We start from the raw sequence: 18,344 nt of genomic DNA, 5'->3' as shown, positions 1-18,344 counted from the left end.
ATCTGATTGTGGTCAGCGCGCGCCGCGCTCGTATGGAATGCCAAGTGCCGCCGGTAGGCTGGCACGCCGGCCGAACAGCACCAGCATGATCATCACCGCCAGGAACGGCAGCATCTGGATGACGTCGGTCGGTATGTTGATGCCGGCCACCTGCATGGCCGTCGTCAGCGACAGGCAGACGCCGAACAGCAACGCGCCGAGCAGCACCCAGACCGGACGGCCACGCGCCAGCATGGCCAGCACGATGCCGAGAAAGCCGGCGCCATTGGTGATGAACGGAATGAACAGGCCCGCACCGACATTGGCGAGATAGGCGCCGCCCAGCCCGGCCAGCGCACCGGTCGTCAGCACCGCGATGGTCCGGGTCCTGATGACGTCGATACCGGCGACGTCGAGTGCTGCCGGCTTGTCGCCCGCTGCCTGCAGGTTGAGGCCGAGCTGCGTGCGCCGATAGAGGTAGCCCATGCCGAACACCAGCGCGACCGCCAGATAGACGATCAGATGGTGTTTGAAGAGGGCCGGCCCGACGACAGGGATATCCGACAGCAAGGGAATGACAGTGGCCTCCGCCGCCGGCAGGCGGGGATAGCTGCGCGAGAACTGGAAATGATGAAGCAGCGCCGTCAGGCCTTCGAGGCCGAGCGTCAGCGCGATGCCGATGACGATCTGGTTCAGCCCGATGCACACGCAAAGCAGCGCCATGATCAACGCCACGGCGACGCCGCCGGCGGCACCGGTAAGGAACCCCAGCCATAGCGACCCGGAATAGAACGCGCCGACGAAGCCGAGATAGGCGCCGGCCAGCATCATGCCTTCGATGCCGATGTTGAGCACGCCGGCTTTTTCCGACATCTGCTCGCCGAGGCCGGCCAGCAGCAGCGGGATCGCCGCGGTGACGGCACCGAACAGCAGCGCGCTGAGAAAGACTTCGCTGAAGAGCCCGGTCATGCCCTAAGCCTTTCTCGACTGGTTGTGGCGATGGTCGACATATTCGGCGAGCGCCAGCACGATCAGCACGATGGAGACCAGCACCAGCGTGAAATGATTGGGCACGCCGAGCCGCCGGGCCGCACTCTCGCCGCCGATCGACAGCACCGAGAGCAGGAACACGAAACCGATGGCGGCAAAGCCGTTCATGCGGGCGAGGAACACGGCCGGGATGACGGCAAGCCCGTAGGCGGGATTCCAGTCGGCGCGGACATTGCCCTGCACCCCGATGATGTCGACGGCGCCGGCGAGGCCGGCAAGCCCGGCCGAAATGGCAAAGACGGCGACGGTCAGGCCGGGCACGCCGAGCCCCGAATGGACCGCTGCACGCGGATTGGCGCCGACGATCCGCAATTTCAGCCCGAACGCCGTGCGCGTCATCACCAGATGCACGATGATGATCGCCGCCAGGCCGAGCAGCAGGCCGCTGGTGATGGTCGTTTCGAACAGGCGCGGCAGCCGGTCTTCCACCGGCAGCGTACGCGTCTGCGGCACGGTCGTGCTGGGGTCGCGAAACATGAGCTTGACCAGAACATTGGCGAGCGAGGTTCCGAGGAACGTCATCATCAGCGTGGTGATGATCTCGTTGACGCCCTGATAGGCACGCAGAAGAGCCGGCACCAGCGACCAGATCATCGCCACCGCCATGGCGATGAAGAACGAAAAGGTCAGCGCCAGCCAGGACGGCATGATCTGAACGAGTACGGGCGCGCTGGCCGCCGCCGTCACCGCGCCAAGCAGGAACTGGCCGTCGCCACCGAGATTCCACATGCCCGCGCGAAAGGCGACGATCAGGCCGGCGGCAAGAAACAGCAGCGGCGCCATCCGCGTCAGCGTTTGCTGGATACCGAGCGGCGAGAACAGTCCTTTCTCCAGCACGAAGCCGTAATAGGCGAGCGGGTCGACGCCGACTGCAAGCAGGATGCAGCCTGCTATGATGAGGGCGATGAGGATCGGGCCTAGCGTCATCAGCAGCCGATGCAGGATGTCGCGGCGTGTCGCCGCCGCGCTCGTCGCATCGAGTGCGGTGGCACTGGCTGTGGGCGCGGTGTCGATGCTCATGCGGCAAGTCCGATCATCAGGCGGCCGATCCTGGTGCGCGCATCGTCGGTGTTCTCGACGGTGCCGACGAGCGCTCCGCTGGCGATGACGGCGACGCGGTCGCACATAACAAGCAACTCCTCGAGGTCGGTGGAGATGAGCAGCACGGCAAGGCCGCGCGCCGCCGTATCGCGGATGCGTTGGCGCGACGCCAATGTGTTGGCGAGATCGAGCCCATAGGTCGGCTTGTTGAAGATCACCACCTTGGCGCCTTCGGCCAGTTCGCGCGCCAGCAGCACCTTCTGGATGTTGCCGCCGGACAGCCGGGCGACCGGCGTCTTCAGGCTTGGCGTGCGCACGTCGTATTCGCGTACGAGTTCGACGGCGCGCCTGTCGATCTCGCCACGCTGCTCGACGCCGTGGCGCCAGAACGGCGCAGCGCCGACCTGCTTGAGGAAGAAGTTGATCGAAACCGGGAAGGTGCCGACAGTGCCTTCGCCGAGCCGGTCGTCGGTCAGGTAGCGCAGACCGCGCCGACGGCGTTCGCCGACGCTCAGCGCCTCGATGGCGACGCCCTCCAGCCGCACCGAACCGCTGGTCGCCGCGCGCTGGCCGGCCAGCGCTTCGGCTAGCTGTTTCTGTCCGTTGCCGTCGATGCCGGCGATGCCCAGGATCTCGCCCGGGCGGATGTCGAAGGAGATCGACGACAGGCCGGGCGCATTGTCCGTCGGCGCGACCGCCAGATCCACGACCTGGAGCAGCGGCGCCGCTTCGGCCTGGACTGTACGGACCGGGCGCCCGACAGCTTCCGGATCGTCCTTCTGCTTGCCGAACATCAGTTCCACGATCTCCGAGATGATCGCCTGTTCGTCCAGCGCGCGAAACCGCTCGGGCGGAATCTCGCCAACCTTGCGGCCGAGCTTCAGCACCGAGATGCGGTCGCCGAAGGCCGCCGCCTCCTTGAGCTTGTGGGTGATGAAGACGATCGCCAGACCCTGCTCGACGAGGCGGCGCATCAGCGCGCCCAGTTCGTCGATGCCTTTCGGCGTCAACATGGAGGTGGACTCGTCAAGGATCAGCAGCCGGCTGTTGCGCACCATGGCGCGCAGGATTTCAACCTGCTGCTGCTCGCCGAGCGAAAGCTCCGACACCTTGGCATGCAGCTTCACCGTGATGCCGAGACTTCGGGTGATCTCGGCGACGCGCGCCTCAAGCTCCTCGGTCCTGGGGCGTTGCCACCAGGGTCCGCCAAGCAAGAGGTTTTCCGCCACCGTCAGCGTCGGCACCAACATCATGTGCTGGAAGACAGTGCCGATACCCAGCGCCAGCGCATGGCGCGGCGAAGTGATCGGCGTTGGCTTGCCGTCGACCAGTATGCGCCCTTCGTCCGGCTGCTGCAGGCCTGACAGCATGCCGATCAAGGTGGATTTTCCCGCGCCGTTCTCGCCGAGCAGCACATGCACCTCGCCGGGACGGATCGACAGGTCGACACTGTCATTGGCGACAATGCCGGGAAACCGCTTGGTCACGCCTTCAAGCGCGACGATGTCGCGCCCGGCAACGGACGATGAAGAAGAACCGCTCATGAAAGCCCTGCACCAAAGAATGGTAATCAGCCGGAGGGGCGAACAGATCACCCCTCCGGCAGTTGACCCGTCATCGCCTTACTGGGCGACGCTGGTCATCAGCGCCCTGACGGCGGCCGCGTCATAGACCGGATCGACCTTGATCTTGCCGGAAATGACGTCTTCGCGCAGCGTCTGGATTTCCGTCCAGACATTGTCCGGAATGGCAGCGGTTTTCAGCAGCTTCACCGAGTCGTCCTTGAGGCCGATCGTGTAGTGTTTGGTGCCGAACGTGTCGGCCTTCAGGTCGGCGATCATCGCCGCGTAGACCGGCTCGATGTTCCACACCACCGACGACAGCAGGAAGCCCTTGTCGATCGGCGACTTGTCACCGATGACGTCGATGAAATAGACCTTGCCGCCATCCGCTGCCTTGGTCGTTTCGACCGCCTGCAGCATACCGAAGCTCGAACCGTTGCCCTGGCCGAAGATGATGTCGGCCCCCGATGCGATCACGCTTTCGGTGACGCGCTTGCCGCCGGCCGCATCGCTGTAGGCGGCAGGTCCGATCACCGCATAGGTGATCTTGACGTCCGGGTTTTCCGCCTTCACGCCTTGCGCGAAAGCCGCCGACTGCGAATTCCATGATGGCGGTTCGCCCGACACGACGATCCCGACAGACTTCGAGCGCGACATCTTGGCGGCGAGACGGCCGGCGAGATAGGCGCCCTGGTGGCCGCTCAGCGTGTAGTCGGCGACGAGGCCCTTCTCCAGCCCGTTCGGCGTGTCGACGATCGCCACCGGAACCTTCAACTCCTTGGCGATTTCAGGCGCCGAGGTGTTGTAGCCGCTGGCGTGGGCGATCAGCAGGCTGGCGCCGTCGGACGCAAGTTCGCGCAAGGTCGGACGAACGTCGCCATAGCCGAGGCCCTGGGCCACGACCACTTCGACGCCAGCGGCCTTGCCCGCCGCCTTGGCGGCGTCGATGCCTTGCTGGTTCCAGCCGTAGTCGGTGCCTTCTTCGGGCGTCAGGATGGCGATCGACTTGACTTCTCCGGCAAGCGCGCCACCCAGCAAGATGCTGCTCAGTATAACTGCACTTACACTGCTTTTAAGAATCTTTAACATGTTACCCTCTCTGTTTGATTTGCCAATCAATATTCTTGTTGTTATTGCGCACAAGCGAGATAGACTGCCCGATGAAAATCTACCCATGGAGATCGAGCAAAGTGAAGATTCGTTATGTCCTTCCGGTGGCGCTGGCGTTCACATCCTTCGCCAACGCGGTCGAGTTGCACCATGTCATCGTCCGCAAGGGCACCGACGGGCTCGACATGGTGCCGTTGACGATTTCGAATGCGGGCAAGGAAGCACTGTCCTGCAATGCCGACTTCGCCCACTGGTATTCGGCAGGGATCGCGACGGTCGAGCCGGGCGAGAGCGCCCGCGTCGAGCTCTGGTTCGACGCCAAGACCGGCACGTTCACGATCCTCAACGACAAGCGCGAGAACCTGCCGGTCGAGCGGTTGTGGTGCGGCCTGTCGGGCCGCGCATACGCCACACGGGTGCAAATCACGCTTGACCGCACCGGCGCGGCCAAGGGAGCACGCACTGTGTCCTGCGGCGTGGAGCAGGACACGCTGGCGTGCCGGTAGGCGCTCATCGATCCGTTGGCTCGCGACATAGCGCGGCCTATTCCTTGGCCAGGAATTTGTCGGTAAAGACGTCGTCCGCCGACAGGGCCGCCTTGAGCACGCCCTGATCGGTGAGCGTCTTCAGCGTTTCCTCCCACTGCGTCTTCGTCATCCAGCCGAGGCCGTGTTCCTTGGTGTCCGGGCTGGTGAAGGTCGACGCGATGTCTGCGTTGATCTGCGCCAGAAGCACATCCTTCTTGTCGGCGTAGCCGGGTGCGGCCTTGGCGGTGATCTCGGCTGCCTCTTCGGGGTGCGCCACGACATAGTCGAAGGCCTCCCTGTACGCCTTGACGAAGCGGGCGACGATTTCGGGCTTGTCCTTGATCATCTTCTGCGAGGTGAACAGGCCCGAGCCATAGGCCTTCCAGCCATGGTCCGAACCCATCATGATGCTGAGCGAACCAGGACCGCCGGCCTTGGCCTCTAGTTCGGGAACCTCGGCGTCGACATAGCCGACCACCGTCTGGACCCTGCCCAGAAGCAGATAGCTTTCATAGGGCGGCGAGACGCTGTTCAGCGTCATGTCCTTCTCGGTCAGGCCATTGGCCGCCAGGAAGCCCTTGAAGAAGATGTAGGTTGAACCGGCAGGATGAATGCCGATGGTGAGACCCTTGAGATCGGACGGCTTTGCCAGCTTCAACGTCTTGGCAAGCGAAATGATGCCCAGCGGCGAGTGCTGGTTGACGGCGGCCAGCGCCACGACGGGAACATTCTGCGACCGCGCGACGGCGAGCGTGGGAAGATCGCCGAAACCGAAATCCGCGTTCTCATTGCCCACCAGCCGCATGGCGTCCGGCGAGCCCGATCCCTTGCGGATCTCGGCGACGTCGATGTCGTTCTTGGCGAAGAAGCCTTTTTCCTTGCCGACGAAGAACATGGCATGGTTGCCGCGCACCACCCAGTCGAGCTGGACGTTGACCTTGTCGGCCGCCAGGGCCGCGCTCGAAAAGCCGAGTGTCGCGACACAGGCCGCAAGCGTGGCTGCCTTGATGAGTGAGCGTCTGAGCATTTTTGTTCCCTTTTTTGTTGATTGAGAGCTGACCTAGGACTGGCTGAATTTCGGCGCCCACGGCACCACGATGCGTTCGAGAATTTCGGCCGCGTAGTAGAAGGCGATGCCCAGCACCGAAACGAGGAGCAGGGCCGCGAAGACCAGCGCGGTGTCGAGCTGGGTCGAGGCGAACTGGATGACGTAGCCGAGCCCGTCCGAGGCGCCGGCGAATTCGCCGACGATGGCGCCGATGACGCTGAGCGTCGCGGCGATCTTGGTGCCAGCCATCAGGTTGGGCAGCGAATGCGGAACGCGAATCCTAAACAGGATCTGCGTGCGGCTGGCGCCGACCGAATTCATCAGCGACAGCAGCGAGCGATCGACCGACTGCATGCCCGCCAGCATCGACAAGGTCACCGGGAAGAAGGCGATGACCAGGATCAGGCCGATCTTGGGCGCGAGCCCATAGCCGAACCAGAGGATGAAGATCGGCGCCAGTGCCACCTTGGGCACGTTCTGGAACAGCACCACCAGCGGATAGAGCGCTCGCCCCAGCCAGTCGAAGCGTACGATGACCAAGGCAATGGCAATGCCGACCACGACAGAGACAAGGAACCCGAACAGGATCTCGCCCGCCGTCACCAGCGTCGCCTGCATAAGCGTTCCCCATTGCGCGACCAGCGATTGCGCGATCTCGGACGGGGCGGGAATGATGAAGGCGGATATGGCGAAAATCCGCACCACGGCTTCCCACACCACGATCGTCACCAGCAGAAGGATGACCGCCGGAAGCCAGCTGCCTGTCGCCGCGCCCCAGCTCGAGGCAAACCGCGACTCGGGTCGCGACTCGGAGAGATTGGTGATGGGTTGATCGCTCACGACGCACCTCCCGGTTGATGGCTGGCGCGCAGCATGGTGCGCAGTTGAACCACGAGCCTGACGAACTCCGGATCCTCGGTGACCGTCAGGTCGCGCGGATAGGGCAGACCAATGTCGAGGCTTTCGGTGATCCGCCCAGGCTTGATCCCCAGCACGTGGACATGGCGCGACAGGTGAATGGCCTCATCTATCGAATGGGTGACGAGCACGATGGTCTTGCCGGTGCGCTGCCAGATCTCCAGCAGCGACTGGCCCATCGCATCGCGGGTAATGGCGTCGAGCGCGCCGAACGGCTCGTCCATCAGCAGCACCGCCGGATCGAGCGCCAGGGCTCGCGCGATGGCCACGCGCTGGCGCATGCCGCCGGACAATTCATGGGGGCGCTTGTGGGCGCTGTCGCCCAGCCCCACCAGTTCCAGCATCTCCTGGCCGCGCGCCCGCAACTCGGCGCGCGAGAGCGATTTGTCGGCAATGCTAAGCAGCATCGATGCGTTGTCGACGGCGTTCTTCCAGGGAAGCAAGTTGGCGTCCTGGAAGACGAGGCCGATCATGCGCTTGCGCGCCGCCTCGACCGGCGAAAGCCCGGCAATCGAAACGTTGCCGCTCGTCGGATTGACAAGTCCGGCCAGGACCTTGAGCAAAGTGCTCTTGCCGCAACCGGAGGGACCAATAAGGGAGACAAACGATCCCTTCGGCACCGAAAGATCGATATTCTGCAGAACCAGTTGCTTGGCCATGACCACCGACACACCCTTGGCGGAGATCAGGTCGTCATGGCGGATATGGGCTGGCCGGCCGCCGGCTGCTCGAATGGTTTCAACGCGCATGGCTTGCCACTCCATTCGCTGCCATCAGCCTCAACCGCACCGTCCGGTCCGCGAAGGCGCCCTTGGCATCCGCGGCGGCCGTTACGACCTCCCCAACCCAGCCGGCTTTGTGAGCTCGATAAACCATTGGCTACTCCCGGCCTTCCAGGATGCGTCGTACCGCGACGAGTTTGCGCGCCCTTTCGGCTTGCAGCGCCTTGGTCTGCTCGGGCGTGTAGCAAAACATGCCCTCGCCTGACTTGATGCCGAACTTCGACGCGCTGGTCTTTTCCAGCACCATGGGCGCGACATCGTCGCGATTGGAAAGATCGGCGTTGAGGAAGGAGGAGACGGACTTGTAGATATCCAGGCCCGCCATATCGAGCAGAGCCATCGGCCCGATCACGGCGATCTTGTAGCCGATGCCCCAGGACACGCAGGTGTCGAGATCTTCCGGATCGATGACGCCGCGCTCGACGAGGTCGACCGCCTCGCGCAGCAGCGCATAGAGCACGCGGTTTTCGACGAAACCGGGGACGTCCTTCTTCACCACCACCGGCAACAGGCCGATCGAGCGGATGAGATCGCGGATCGTCGCCACGGTTTGCGGCGCGGTCTTCTCGCCGGCGATCACCTCGATCATCGGGATGATGTGCGGCGGGTTCGACCAGTGCATGCCCACCATCCGCTCGGGATACGAGATATGCGCCTGCAACTTGGTGATCGGGATACCCGACGTGTCGGACGCGACGATCGTATCCTGGCCTATCAGGCCGTCGATGGTGCGATAGACATCGGCCTTGATCGAGATGTTTTCAGGAACGTTCTCGATGACGAGGTCGGCACCGGATACCGCATCGCCGATATCGTCGGTGAAGCGAACCGTCCCGACGCCAGCTGACGGCAGCGCGATGCCCAAGGCGTCCAGAACGGTCTCGGCCACGCTCAGCATGGATCGCGCGCGCTCTATCGCTGCCGGGGCAACATCGTAGGCGACCACCTGCAGGCCGCCTCTGGCGAGCCGGGCGGCCATGCCCGGCCCCATCGTACCCAGGCCGATGATGGCGATATTTCGGATCATTGCACTGCCCTGCCTTCTTTTGAGCTCGCGATGAGGTCGGCGGCCTTTTCGGCAATCATGATCACTGCCGCGTTGATGTTTCCGCAGACCAGGTCGGGCATGACGGAAGCGTCCACCACTCTAAGCCTATCGACGCCGCGAACCCGCAATTGCGGGTCGACGACCGAGGCCGCATCCGCCCCCATCCTGCAGGTCCCGGCCGGGTGATGCACGGTGATGGAGGTCTTGCGGATATGCTCGTCGATCTCGTCGTCGCTCTGGCACTTCGGGCCGGGAAAGAACTCCGCCTCGATGAAGGGTTGCATGGAGGGCTGCGCGGCCAGATCCCTTGCCACACGGAAACCGGCCCGCAGCGACTCCCAATCCTTGGGCGACGCGAGGAAATTCTGGTGGATCAGGGGCGCCGCGGAAGGATCGGCCGAGGCCAGTTTCACCGCTCCCCGGCTTTCGGGCTGTGTCGCTACGATCCGTGTCGCGAAGCCGTCCGCAAACGGCGCCTTGAACGGCTTGAAGTATGGCCATGCCGCGAGCGGCGCCGCCGTGAAGAGCAGTTGCACATCCGGCAAGGGTCGCGCCGGACCGCTCTTGAGGAAGGCGACAACCCCGCCGGGCACATCGCCAGAGAAACCGCGTCCCGTCAGGTAGGTCTTGACGAAATCGAAGCCGATGCGATCGGCACGCATGTTGCGCAGGAAGGGGCCGCCCGGAGCCCGGCGCCGGTACATGAGAATGACCGAGACGTGATCTTGCAGGTTCTTGCCGACCGCCGGCAGATTGACCCGCGTCTGGACACCGTGCGCGGCAAGCTCATCCTGCGCCCCGATACCCGACAGCATCATCAGTTGCGGCGTGTTGATCACGCCGCCGGCAAGCAGCACTTCCTTGCGGGCGAGAACCGTACGTTCGCCGCCGCGATGGTTGATGGTGACGCCGGTGGCGCGCGCACCCTCCAGCACGATCCTGGTCGCGCTCGCTTCCGTCAGAACGGTCAGGTTGGGCCGCTTCAGCACCGGCCGCAGATAGGCTGACGCGGTCGAGGCGCGCCGACCTTTTGAAATCGTCATCTGGAGGCGGCCGAAACCTTCCTGCCGCTCGCCATTATAGTCCTTCGTCTGCGCATAGCCTGCCTGCACGCTGGCTTGCGCGAAGGCGTCGATCAGCGTGTCCTTGTAGCGGCAGAACTGGGTGCTGACCGGGCCATTGCCGCCGCGATACTGGTTCGCGCCCCCTTCCCAGCTCTCCTGCTTGCGGAAGTACGGTAGGACCTTGTCGTATGACCACTCGCTGAGCCCTGTCGCTGCCCAACGATCATAGTCGCCGCGATTTCCCCGCACATAGGCCATGGCGTTGGTCGACGACGATCCGCCAATGACCTTGCCGCGCGCGCACTCGACCCGGCGTCCGCCGACATTGTCTTCCGGCTCGCAGAAATACATCCAGTCATGGCGGCGCTCGGTCAGGATCTTGCCCCATCCAAGCGGAATGTGGATCATGGGATCGCGATCCCAGCCGCCGGCCTCCAGCAGCAGCACCGAACATCTCGGATCGGCGCTCAGCCGGTTGGCGAGCACGCAACCGGCCGATCCGGCCCCAACGATGATATAGTCGTAACTTTCCGCGTGCGGCATGGTTTCATTGCTTTCGTCCGACGCCCCGGCGCCAGAGAACTAGTGCGATTGAGGCTGGAAAGTCCTGGCCGACACCAGGCTTCCCAGCTGATGTTCAAAGCCCGATGGACATCAGGCGAGGCCTGCTTGCCTGAGGCGCTGCGACCAGTGGTTCCATCCTCGATCGATCTGGGCGCCGACGAGTTTTCCTGCCGTCTTTATCTCGCCCGGTGACAGGTATTTGACATTGCCGATCTTCAAGCCGGCGGTGAGCGCTGCTGCTTCCTGCTCGAGATAGAAGGCCCGGAAGACGACCTCCCGCACGGATTTGCCTACATTGACGACGCCATGCCGCGCCATGAGAACCACGGTCTGGCTGCCGAGACTCTCGGCGATATCAGCGCAAACGTCGGGGCTGCCGCCGAAGAGATCCGTTTCGTCACCGTGCTTGTCGCGAATCTCGTAGACCGGGACCGACTCGCCGATAAAAGCTCCCATGTGTGTGACCGGCCGAAGCGGCGTGTCGACGAAGCAGTACGGCAGGACAGCCGGAGAATGGGTGTGGAGTACACACTGAACGTCGGGCCGCGTTTTGTAGATCTCGCTGTGGATGTACCGCTCGAGATAGGACGGCCGGTTGTCCGAGGTCTCGCCATCCAGATTGAAGCGTTGGATGTCGTCGACGGTGATCAAGCTCGGGGCCAGTTTCTGCGCCAGGAAGAAACTAGCGGGATCCTCGGGGTCACGGGCACTGATATGCCCGAACGTATCCATGATGCCTTCGTTCAAAAGGATCTTGGTCGCTGTGACCAGCTCTTCGAAGACCTTCCGACGCACTGGGCTGTTGTCTGTCATTTCCAAATTCTCCCATTGCGGCGATGGCGACCATTCTTGTTGTTGTTATTGGTCGCCAGGCCGCGGATTTCACTTGTTTTCGTAGATGCCGACGATCCTGTTCTGCTCGATGATGTTGCCGGCGTATTTCTGCAGGAACTCCTCCCTGGTGGGCGTCCCCTCGACCTTCGTGTCCAGGGCATAGACCCAGAAATAGTAGTGATGCTCTCCATGGCCAGCGGGCGGCTGAGGCCCGTAATATTGCTTGCCACCGGCGCCGTTGGGTCCCACGCGGAACTTTTCCTGTGCTCCAGAGAGATCCGTGGCCGTCGGATCGATGCCGTAGACGACCCAATGCGTGAAGCCATTGGGCAAGGGCGCGTCGGGATCGTGGCAGATGACCGCGAGCTCCTTCGTCCCTGCCGGGACGCCACTGATGGTGAGCCTGGGCAATACGTTGCCCTTGTCGCCGGCATGCTCGTCGCGCATTTTGCCGAGCGGCTGGAAATCCGCTGACGTAATCTTGAGATCCTTGATGTTCAGGGGCATGAATTCGTCCTTCAGCAATTTCGATCGAACTAGACGCCGGCCTTGAGGTCGGCGACGGATTTGCCGCCGACGCGCTGGTGCACGCGCGGACCCGATGCGACGGCGACGCAGATCAGAAGTTCGTCCGGGCGCGGGGCATCCGGCACGGAAAAGGTGACGGCATCGTAGTGGGAACGGATGTAGAGCTCGTCCTTGTGGGCAAGCGGGATATCGATCGTCGTGCCGGCGACAGCGACCTTGCTGACCGAGGAGATCCAGGCCTTGCCGCCCCCTACCTGCTGCCGCAGCGGATCTCCGAACACTGTGGTGATGCAGGCGACGACATGTTCCTGTTCGCCTGATGTACCCGCGATACCGCCTTTGCCATAGCTTTCGACCGGCCTGTTGCCGAGCAGCGCCACGGCCCTCTCGCCGAGCGCATGACCGATCGCTGCACTCGGATTGGTCAGATCGGACAGCTCGGCGACGAACTTTCCGGCGAAGGGATTGCGTATGACGACACCAGTCGCGACTTTGACGAGGGTTTCGCCAGGCGTGCCGCCGTCATGCCGGCTTTCCTGGACCGAGGAGTACCATCCCCTGACATCATAATCTCGTTCGACTTCACTGGAATAGTTCATCTTTATCTCCTGAAGGGCGCGCGCTGTTTCCGCACGCGCCGATTAATTCTTTGGCCGGCTCGTCCGACGCTACTGCGGCCACGAGTAGACACGGCGCAGCGGGTCGTAGCGGGCGGCCTCCAGCGCCGCCGGCGTGAACATGTTTCCCTTCGAGAGCGAGCGGTTCGCCGCATAGTCGCCAGAAAGGGCCTGGCAGCGATCCGTGATCGGGCGAATGCGTGTCTCCCATGCGACCAGCGCATCTTCGACCGAAGAGCCCTCCTCCAGGTCCTGCGACAGGCTGAAGGCATTGACCATCGCGCAACCGGCGCCCTGGGCAAGGGCCGGGCACATGGCATGCGCGGCATCCCCCACGAGGGCGACCTTGCCTCTTGTCCAGCTATCCAGCTTGGTCGTTTCGTACTTGTCGTACCTGGCGGTTTTAAGCTTGGCCGCCTCGATCAGGCACGGCTCCAGGAAAGGAAACATCTCGACCCAGACTTCGAGATCGATCGGCACGCTCGATCCGCGCGGATCGGCGGCCGGAGCCATCAAGCCGAGATAGAGCTCATTCTCATTGCAGGGCGAATAGAGAATCCGCTGCACACGCGGCCAGAAGTTCCACATGTCGATGGTGTTGTCCCACTCGCCATGGCCGAGCTCTTTCTTCATGCGCGGGACGATCAGCCGGATGAGACCATCTTTCGAAACCCAGCGATCCTGTTTGAAGCCGATGGAATCCCTGACCTTGGAGCCGACGCCATCGGCGCCGACGATCAAGTCGGCTTCGAGAACCTCGCCGGTCTGGAGGGTCAGGCGCCCTACCGGATCGGCGGCAACCGCCTCGGAATTGACGCTTATGTCGACACCCAGGGCACGGGCGCGGTTGACCAGGGCATCGTGCAGGTGGCTGCGGGTCATGATGCGCCAGGGGAGACCGTTGAACGTCTCCTTGGAAACCGACTTGTTGTGCATCCAGGTCTCGTAGGTCGGAGGCGTGTGCGAGCCCTGGAGAACATCGTCCAGGGCGCCCAGCCCTTCGAGCACGCGAAGGCCATTGTGCCAGAGATAGATGCCCGCGCCGAATGCCCTCAGTTCCGAGCTCTTTTCGTGCAGCCTGACATCCCAACCATTCTGCTTGAGAGCGATGGCGGCTGTCAGGCCGGCAAAGCCGCCGCCGGCCACCTCGGCACGACGCGTTTTGCCCGGAGTTTTGTTTACATTGGCCATTTTCTATCCTGATGCTGCATACAAGAAGACGGCGCTTGGCCGTCAGGCGTCTATGAAGTTGGTGATGGCTTTCAACGTGATCTCGGGAGATACCTCGTTGACGTAGTGGTCGGCGCCCGGAACGACGACGACAGGCAGATCGGGCCGCAGCCGGCTTGTCTTCGCCAGCGCCGCCGCAGAAACCAACTTGCTCGACTCGCCCCGAACGATGAGGACGGGCTTCGTCACGTCGCGGTAGGCGGGCACCAAATCCGATCGCAGGCCCCTGGCGGTCTGCGCCATGGCCGCGGACGACGCCAATGGACGCAATCCGCCGTCGACCGGCTGATAGCCGCTTTCAGCCCTGATCCTGATGGCATCGGCGGGAATGTTCGGGTAGCGGCCGGCGAGATATGCTTCGACGGCCTTTATATCCTCGAAAAGCTGGCTCCCCGCGTTCACGCGCGCTTCCAGCGCGTCCAACGCTTCGGTCTCGATGTACGGCGTAAAGTCGATCGCGACGACCGACCGCACCAGATCCGGGTATTTCGCCGCGGCCGTGACCGAATTTCGAGCACCAAGCGAATGTCCGACGAGGATGGCATGGCCCCGAGCGAGCGTGCGTATCAGGCCGGCGATGTCGTCCGCGTAGTCATTCGCCTCGTAGCCCGTCTCCGGCTTGTCGCTGAGGCCATGCCCCCTCTGGTCAACCGCAATCGTCGTAAACCGGTCCGAAAGCCGGATCATCAACGGTTCGAAGACGGCGGAGTTGGAGGTGATGCCGTGGAAGAACAGCATCAGGGGACCGCTGCCCTTCTCGCGCACGTTCAAGGTGATGCGGCCAATGTCGACGCGTCGCGAGATGAAGTGGTCGGAAGCTATGTCTGCCGCCATGTCCATGGTCCCTGGATCCCCGTCTCCGCTGCCCGTCTCCTGCAAAAGGATCATATAGACCGGGGTCACGTCAAGCCGATTGTCTGACAATCTTCATATTTGACAATCTGGCTATCCTGCTGTCAAATTTGCGCGGCGTGGCGTATGCTGCTTCAGTTTTGCGACTCAAAGGCCATGAGACGTTACCGATGCCCCCAGATTTGAATTTGCGAATTTCGCCACGGACCGTGCAACGGGAGACCGTCGACAAGTTACGGCTCGCGATCTTCTCCGGGTTGTTTCAGCCGGGTAGCCGCCTCATCGAAAGTCAACTATGCACACAACTCGGCATCAGCCGCCCCTCGCTGAGGGAGGCTTTGCGCAGTCTTGAGGCCGAGCGCCTGATCGAGATCGTGCCCAACCGCGGACCGTCGATACCGGCACTTTCGTGGGAGGTGGCAACCGCCATCTACGAGGTTCGAGAGTTGCTGGAAGTCGAGGCAGCGGGACGATGCGCGCTAAGGATTTCCCCGGAACAGTTGCGTGAACTCGAGAAATCGCTTTCCGCATTCGAAGAGGCGGCCTCCAGCAATGACAGCCTGGCGCAGGTCATGACCGCCGCGGACTTCTATTCGATCATACTCGCCAATTGCGGCAATCCGATCCTGGAGGAAGTCCATCGCGGTCTGGTAGCCAGGATCAGCTTCTTTCGAGGACGGTCGATGTCCCTGGAGGGCAGAGCACAAAGCAGCCTGGCGGAGATGAGGGAGATATTCGAATCCATCGCCGCCGGCGACGAGAAAGCCGCCCGCAAAGCCTCGAAACAGCACGTCCTGAGGGCGAAAGCGGCAGCGAAGATATCCATGGACAACGGGATTTGAGGTCTTCGATGGACTGTCGTTCCGCCTGAAGACTCGAAGTCCTTCATGACGTTTCGGATCGGCCGAACGCGGATCCGTGCGCGGGCCTTCTCCGTGTCGGTGTCAGACATGACGGCTATCGCAACCTGCAAGTGGCAGATGGAGTGAGGATGACCAGGGCCAAGGTTGAGCACGCACCGAATTGCGATATCGTCATCGTCGGCGGCGGGTCGGCCGGGTCGTTGCTTGCCGCGCGGCTGAGCGAAGATCCGGACAGCCGCGTTCTGCTGATCGAGGCAGGCGAGGAGCCGACGGATCCCGATATCTGGAACCCCGCCGCATGGCCGGCGCTACAGGGCCGCAGCTACGATTGGGACTACCGCACGGAGGCGCAAGCCGGCACCGCGGGCCGGGCGCATCATTGGGCGCGCGGGCGGTTGATCGGCGGCTCGAGTTGCCTGCACGCGATGGGCTACATGCGCGGTCATCCCTCCGACTTCCAGGCCTGGGTCGATGCGTCAGGGGATCGCCGATGGGGTTGGGATGAACTGCTGCCGGTTTTCCAGGCCATCGAAGACCATCCACTTGGTGGCGACGGCATTCACGGCAAGGGCGGACCGTTGCCGATCCATTTGCCGGCGGACGAAGTCAGTCCGCTTGCTCGTGCCTTCATCGAGGCAGGCGCATCGTTGGGTCTGCCTCGCCTTGAAGGCCACAACAGCGGAGAGATGATCGGCGTCACCCCGAATTCCTTGAACATTCGCGACGGGCGAAGGGTTACGGCGGCGGACGCCTGGCTCACAAAGGCGGTTCGCGGCCGCAAGAACCTGACCATCCTTACCGGCTCCCGGGTGCGGCGACTCAAGCTGGAGGGCAATCAGGTCCGCAGCCTCGAAGTCGTGGGGCGACAGGGTTCGGCCGAAGTGTTTGCGGATCAAATCGTGCTTTGTGCTGGAGCGCTGGAAAGTCCGGCCTTGCTGATGCGTTCGGGCATCGGTCCGCACGATGTGCTCGATGCGGCGGGCGTCGGCTGCCTGATCGACATGCCTGACATCGGTCGAAACCTTCAGGACCACCTGCTTGGCGCCGGCAACCTTTACGCGGCCCGCAAGCCGGTGCCGCCATCGCGCCTCCAACATTCGGAATCGATGGCCTATATGCGGGCTGACAGCTTCACCGCCGCCGGGCAGCCTGAAATTGTCGTTGGCTGCGGTGTCGCGCCGATCGTGTCGGAAAGCTTCCCGGCCCCCGCCGCCGGCTCGGCCTATTCGCTGCTGTTCGGGATCACCCATCCGACGAGCCGCGGCAGCGTGCGCATAAGTGGGCCTGAGCTCGGCGATCGGCTGATCATCGACCCGGCATACCTGCAAACCGGCCGGGACCGCGAGCGGTTTCGCAGAGCACTCGAGGCATCTCGGACCATCGGGCACAGAGATGAACTCGCCGGCTGGCGAGAGCGCGAACTCCTGCCAGGCACGCCGAACAGTGCGGCCGAGATGGACGACTTCATCGCGCGATCGGTCATCACACACCATCATCCCTGCGGTACTTGCCGGATGGGCAAGGACCCGGACGCCGTCGTCGATGCAAATCTACGGCTCAAGGCGCTCGACAATCTTTTTGTCGTGGACGCGTCGATCATGCCCAACCTCACCGCGGGACCGATTCATGCCGCGGTCCTCGCGATCGCCGAGACTTTCGCCCGACAGTACTAAGCCACCGACGCCGTCGGCTCGGCTTGCAGTACGGCGGGCCGGTGCGCCGCCTTGGCATATTTCTGGGCGATCATGGCACAGACCATGAGCTGTATCTGGTGGAAGAGCATCAGCGGCAGAACGATCGCGCCGACACCCTGGCCGGCAAAGATCACATTGGCCATCGGCACGCCGCTCGCCAGGCTCTTCTTCGAACCGCAGAAGGTGATCGTGATCTGGTCGGCCCTGTCGAAGCCGAGAAGCCGGCTGCCATAGGTCGTCAACAGAAGCACCAGGCCGAGCAGCAGCATGTCGGCGACAACGACCACGGCAATGTCGCGCAGCGAGAACATGTGCCAGAGCCCCTCTGCGACCGCCGTGCTGAAGGCCAGATAGACCACCATCAGGATCGAGCCACGATCGACAGGCATCAGCAGTGTCTTGCGAGAGCGTATCCAGTTGCCGATCCGCGGTTCCAGCAGTTGTCCGAGTGCAAAAGGCAGGAGCAGCTGCAGCAGGATCTGGCTCACCGCGTCCCACGAAAATCCGCTATGGCCGCCGATGGAGAAGAGCAGGCCGACGAGCAAGGGTGTCAGGAACATGCCGAAGATGTTGGAGGCGGAAGCCGAGCAGATGGCCGCGGGGACGTTGCCGCCGGCGATGGAAGTGAAGGCGATCGAGGATTGCACCGTCGACGGCAGGACACAAAGAAACAGGATGCCGAGATAGAGCGGTTTGGGCAGGATCGAAGCAGGCAGATAGCCAAGCGCCAGACCCAGCAGCGGGAACAGGCCAAAGGTCGTCAGAAGGATGACCAGATGCAGGCGCCAATGCATCAGGCCGGCGACAACGACATCACGGGAGAGCCTCGCACCATGCAGGAAAAACAGCAGCGCCACGGCAAGATTGGTCGCGATCGCGAACCATCCCGCGAACGTCCCGGTCGCCGGCGCGAGCGACGCAAGCGCGACGGTGCACAACAGCAGGATCAGAAAGGTGTCCGGCAGAAAGCGGCGCATCAGATGTTCGCTCCAGAGTGGCGACGCCGTCTTTTTACGCATTGCGAAACAAGATA

18 protein-coding genes are annotated in these 18,344 nt (G+C 63.0%); 3 read left to right on the top strand and 15 right to left on the bottom strand.

Annotation, left to right across the window (positions count from 1 at the left end):
• Window positions 1-12: 12 nt before the first annotated feature.
• The 4 genes from MAFF_RS27825 to MAFF_RS27810 all read right to left on the bottom strand — a co-directional run bounded on the left by MAFF_RS27825 (window position 13) and on the right by MAFF_RS27810 (window position 4,721).
• On the bottom strand, window positions 13-948 hold the full coding sequence (locus MAFF_RS27825; RefSeq protein WP_010914340.1) for a putative B6 ABC transporter permease subunit 1: 936 nt from the start codon (window positions 946-948) through the stop codon (window positions 13-15).
• A gap of 3 nt (window positions 949-951) precedes the next feature.
• The gene (locus MAFF_RS27820; protein ID WP_044549417.1) at window positions 952-2,049 is read right to left on the bottom strand and encodes a putative B6 ABC transporter permease subunit 2; all 1,098 of its coding nucleotides are present in this window, start codon (window positions 2,047-2,049) and stop codon (window positions 952-954) included.
• Window positions 2,046-3,614 carry a putative B6 ABC transporter ATP-binding protein gene (locus MAFF_RS27815; protein ID WP_032928954.1) on the bottom strand — a complete coding sequence of 523 codons (1,569 nt, stop codon included), beginning with the start codon at window positions 3,612-3,614 and terminating at the stop codon, window positions 2,046-2,048. The genes MAFF_RS27820 and MAFF_RS27815 overlap by 4 nt, the downstream gene beginning before the upstream one ends.
• Before the next feature lie 78 nt (window positions 3,615-3,692).
• Window positions 3,693-4,721, bottom strand: a complete 1,029-nt coding sequence (locus MAFF_RS27810; RefSeq protein WP_044549415.1) for a putative B6 ABC transporter substrate-binding protein — start codon at window positions 4,719-4,721, stop codon at window positions 3,693-3,695.
• Window positions 4,722-4,822: 101 nt separating this feature from the next.
• Between MAFF_RS27810 and MAFF_RS27805 the strand changes: the two genes are divergently transcribed.
• Complete coding sequence (locus MAFF_RS27805; RefSeq protein ID WP_080511954.1) at window positions 4,823-5,248, top strand: hypothetical protein; 426 nt, start codon at window positions 4,823-4,825, stop codon at window positions 5,246-5,248.
• A gap of 37 nt (window positions 5,249-5,285) precedes the next feature.
• Here MAFF_RS27805 and MAFF_RS27800 read toward each other — a convergent pair whose 3' ends face one another.
• The 10 genes from MAFF_RS27800 to MAFF_RS27755 all read right to left on the bottom strand — a co-directional run bounded on the left by MAFF_RS27800 (window position 5,286) and on the right by MAFF_RS27755 (window position 14,742).
• Window positions 5,286-6,296, bottom strand: coding sequence for an ABC transporter substrate-binding protein (locus MAFF_RS27800; protein WP_010914335.1), 1,011 nt, complete (start codon window positions 6,294-6,296; stop codon window positions 5,286-5,288).
• Between the two features lie 33 nt (window positions 6,297-6,329).
• The gene (locus MAFF_RS27795) at window positions 6,330-7,157 is read right to left on the bottom strand and encodes an ABC transporter permease (protein WP_010914334.1); all 828 of its coding nucleotides are present in this window, start codon (window positions 7,155-7,157) and stop codon (window positions 6,330-6,332) included.
• A complete protein-coding gene (locus tag MAFF_RS27790) occupies window positions 7,154-7,984 on the bottom strand; it encodes an ABC transporter ATP-binding protein (protein ID WP_010914333.1) in 831 nt (276 codons plus the stop codon). Before MAFF_RS27790 ends, MAFF_RS27795 begins: the two co-directional genes overlap by 4 nt.
• A 130-nt stretch (window positions 7,985-8,114) precedes the next feature.
• Complete coding sequence (fhmpcd1, locus tag MAFF_RS27785) at window positions 8,115-9,044, bottom strand: 5-formyl-3-hydroxy-2-methylpyridine 4-carboxylate 5-dehydrogenase (protein WP_010914332.1); 930 nt, start codon at window positions 9,042-9,044, stop codon at window positions 8,115-8,117.
• The gene (locus MAFF_RS27780) at window positions 9,041-10,672 is read right to left on the bottom strand and encodes a GMC family oxidoreductase (protein ID WP_010914331.1); all 1,632 of its coding nucleotides are present in this window, start codon (window positions 10,670-10,672) and stop codon (window positions 9,041-9,043) included. The genes fhmpcd1 and MAFF_RS27780 overlap by 4 nt, the downstream gene beginning before the upstream one ends.
• 111 nt (window positions 10,673-10,783) lie before the next feature.
• Window positions 10,784-11,440, bottom strand: coding sequence for a class II aldolase/adducin family protein (locus MAFF_RS27775; protein ID WP_244420636.1), 657 nt, complete (start codon window positions 11,438-11,440; stop codon window positions 10,784-10,786).
• A 135-nt stretch (window positions 11,441-11,575) separates the two neighbouring features.
• Entirely contained in the window at window positions 11,576-12,034 is a 459-nt protein-coding gene (locus MAFF_RS27770) for a YbhB/YbcL family Raf kinase inhibitor-like protein (RefSeq protein ID WP_010914329.1), read from the bottom strand.
• Window positions 12,035-12,063: 29 nt separating this feature from the next.
• Window positions 12,064-12,654, bottom strand: a complete 591-nt coding sequence (locus MAFF_RS27765) for an amino acid synthesis family protein (RefSeq protein WP_010914328.1) — start codon at window positions 12,652-12,654, stop codon at window positions 12,064-12,066.
• A gap of 69 nt (window positions 12,655-12,723) precedes the next feature.
• The gene (locus tag MAFF_RS27760) at window positions 12,724-13,863 is read right to left on the bottom strand and encodes an FAD-dependent oxidoreductase (RefSeq protein ID WP_010914327.1); all 1,140 of its coding nucleotides are present in this window, start codon (window positions 13,861-13,863) and stop codon (window positions 12,724-12,726) included.
• A gap of 42 nt (window positions 13,864-13,905) precedes the next feature.
• A complete protein-coding gene (locus tag MAFF_RS27755; protein ID WP_010914326.1) occupies window positions 13,906-14,742 on the bottom strand; it encodes a 2-(acetamidomethylene)succinate hydrolase in 837 nt (278 codons plus the stop codon).
• Between the two features lie 182 nt (window positions 14,743-14,924).
• On the opposite strand from MAFF_RS27755, the gene MAFF_RS27750 reads away from it, so the two are divergent.
• On the top strand, window positions 14,925-15,596 hold the full coding sequence (locus MAFF_RS27750) for a GntR family transcriptional regulator (RefSeq protein ID WP_010914325.1): 672 nt from the start codon (window positions 14,925-14,927) through the stop codon (window positions 15,594-15,596).
• Window positions 15,597-15,727: 131 nt separating this feature from the next.
• Window positions 15,728-17,290: a GMC family oxidoreductase gene (locus MAFF_RS27745; RefSeq protein ID WP_010914324.1), complete on the top strand. Its 1,563-nt coding sequence runs from the start codon at window positions 15,728-15,730 to the stop codon at window positions 17,288-17,290.
• Here MAFF_RS27745 and MAFF_RS27740 read toward each other — a convergent pair.
• Window positions 17,287-18,288 (bottom strand): bile acid:sodium symporter family protein, encoded by a 1,002-nt coding sequence (locus MAFF_RS27740; RefSeq protein WP_044551449.1) that lies wholly within the window; start codon window positions 18,286-18,288, stop codon window positions 17,287-17,289. The genes MAFF_RS27745 and MAFF_RS27740 overlap by 4 nt on opposite strands.
• Between the last annotated feature and the right edge of the window lie 56 nt (window positions 18,289-18,344).

Origin of the sequence: Mesorhizobium japonicum MAFF 303099, assembly GCF_000009625.1 — a bacterium.
GTDB lineage: Bacteria > Pseudomonadota > Alphaproteobacteria > Rhizobiales > Rhizobiaceae > Mesorhizobium > Mesorhizobium japonicum.
The sequence above is the reverse complement of the archived record's forward strand: the minus strand, read 5'-3'. Positions and strand labels throughout refer to the sequence as shown.

What these genes read in the sequence shown, in the direction of transcription:
- MAFF_RS27825 (WP_010914340.1), bottom strand. Translation starts at nt 948, where the DNA reads ATGACCGGGCTCTTCAGCGAAGTCTTTCTCAGCGCGCTGCTGTTCGGT.
- MAFF_RS27770 (WP_010914329.1), bottom strand. Translation starts at nt 12,034, where the DNA reads ATGCCCCTGAACATCAAGGATCTCAAGATTACGTCAGCGGATTTCCAG.
- MAFF_RS27750 (WP_010914325.1), top strand. Translation starts at nt 14,925, where the DNA reads ATGCCCCCAGATTTGAATTTGCGAATTTCGCCACGGACCGTGCAACGG.
- fhmpcd1 (WP_010914332.1), bottom strand. Translation starts at nt 9,044, where the DNA reads ATGATCCGAAATATCGCCATCATCGGCCTGGGTACGATGGGGCCGGGC.
- MAFF_RS27740 (WP_044551449.1), bottom strand. Translation starts at nt 18,288, where the DNA reads ATGCGCCGCTTTCTGCCGGACACCTTTCTGATCCTGCTGTTGTGCACC.
- MAFF_RS27790 (WP_010914333.1), bottom strand. Translation starts at nt 7,984, where the DNA reads ATGCGCGTTGAAACCATTCGAGCAGCCGGCGGCCGGCCAGCCCATATC.
- MAFF_RS27800 (WP_010914335.1), bottom strand. Translation starts at nt 6,296, where the DNA reads ATGCTCAGACGCTCACTCATCAAGGCAGCCACGCTTGCGGCCTGTGTC.
- MAFF_RS27755 (WP_010914326.1), bottom strand. Translation starts at nt 14,742, where the DNA reads ATGGACATGGCGGCAGACATAGCTTCCGACCACTTCATCTCGCGACGC.
- MAFF_RS27820 (WP_044549417.1), bottom strand. Translation starts at nt 2,049, where the DNA reads ATGAGCATCGACACCGCGCCCACAGCCAGTGCCACCGCACTCGATGCG.
- MAFF_RS27780 (WP_010914331.1), bottom strand. Translation starts at nt 10,672, where the DNA reads ATGCCGCACGCGGAAAGTTACGACTATATCATCGTTGGGGCCGGATCG.
- MAFF_RS27815 (WP_032928954.1), bottom strand. Translation starts at nt 3,614, where the DNA reads ATGAGCGGTTCTTCTTCATCGTCCGTTGCCGGGCGCGACATCGTCGCG.
- MAFF_RS27810 (WP_044549415.1), bottom strand. Translation starts at nt 4,721, where the DNA reads ATGTTAAAGATTCTTAAAAGCAGTGTAAGTGCAGTTATACTGAGCAGC.
- MAFF_RS27760 (WP_010914327.1), bottom strand. Translation starts at nt 13,863, where the DNA reads ATGGCCAATGTAAACAAAACTCCGGGCAAAACGCGTCGTGCCGAGGTG.
- MAFF_RS27765 (WP_010914328.1), bottom strand. Translation starts at nt 12,654, where the DNA reads ATGAACTATTCCAGTGAAGTCGAACGAGATTATGATGTCAGGGGATGG.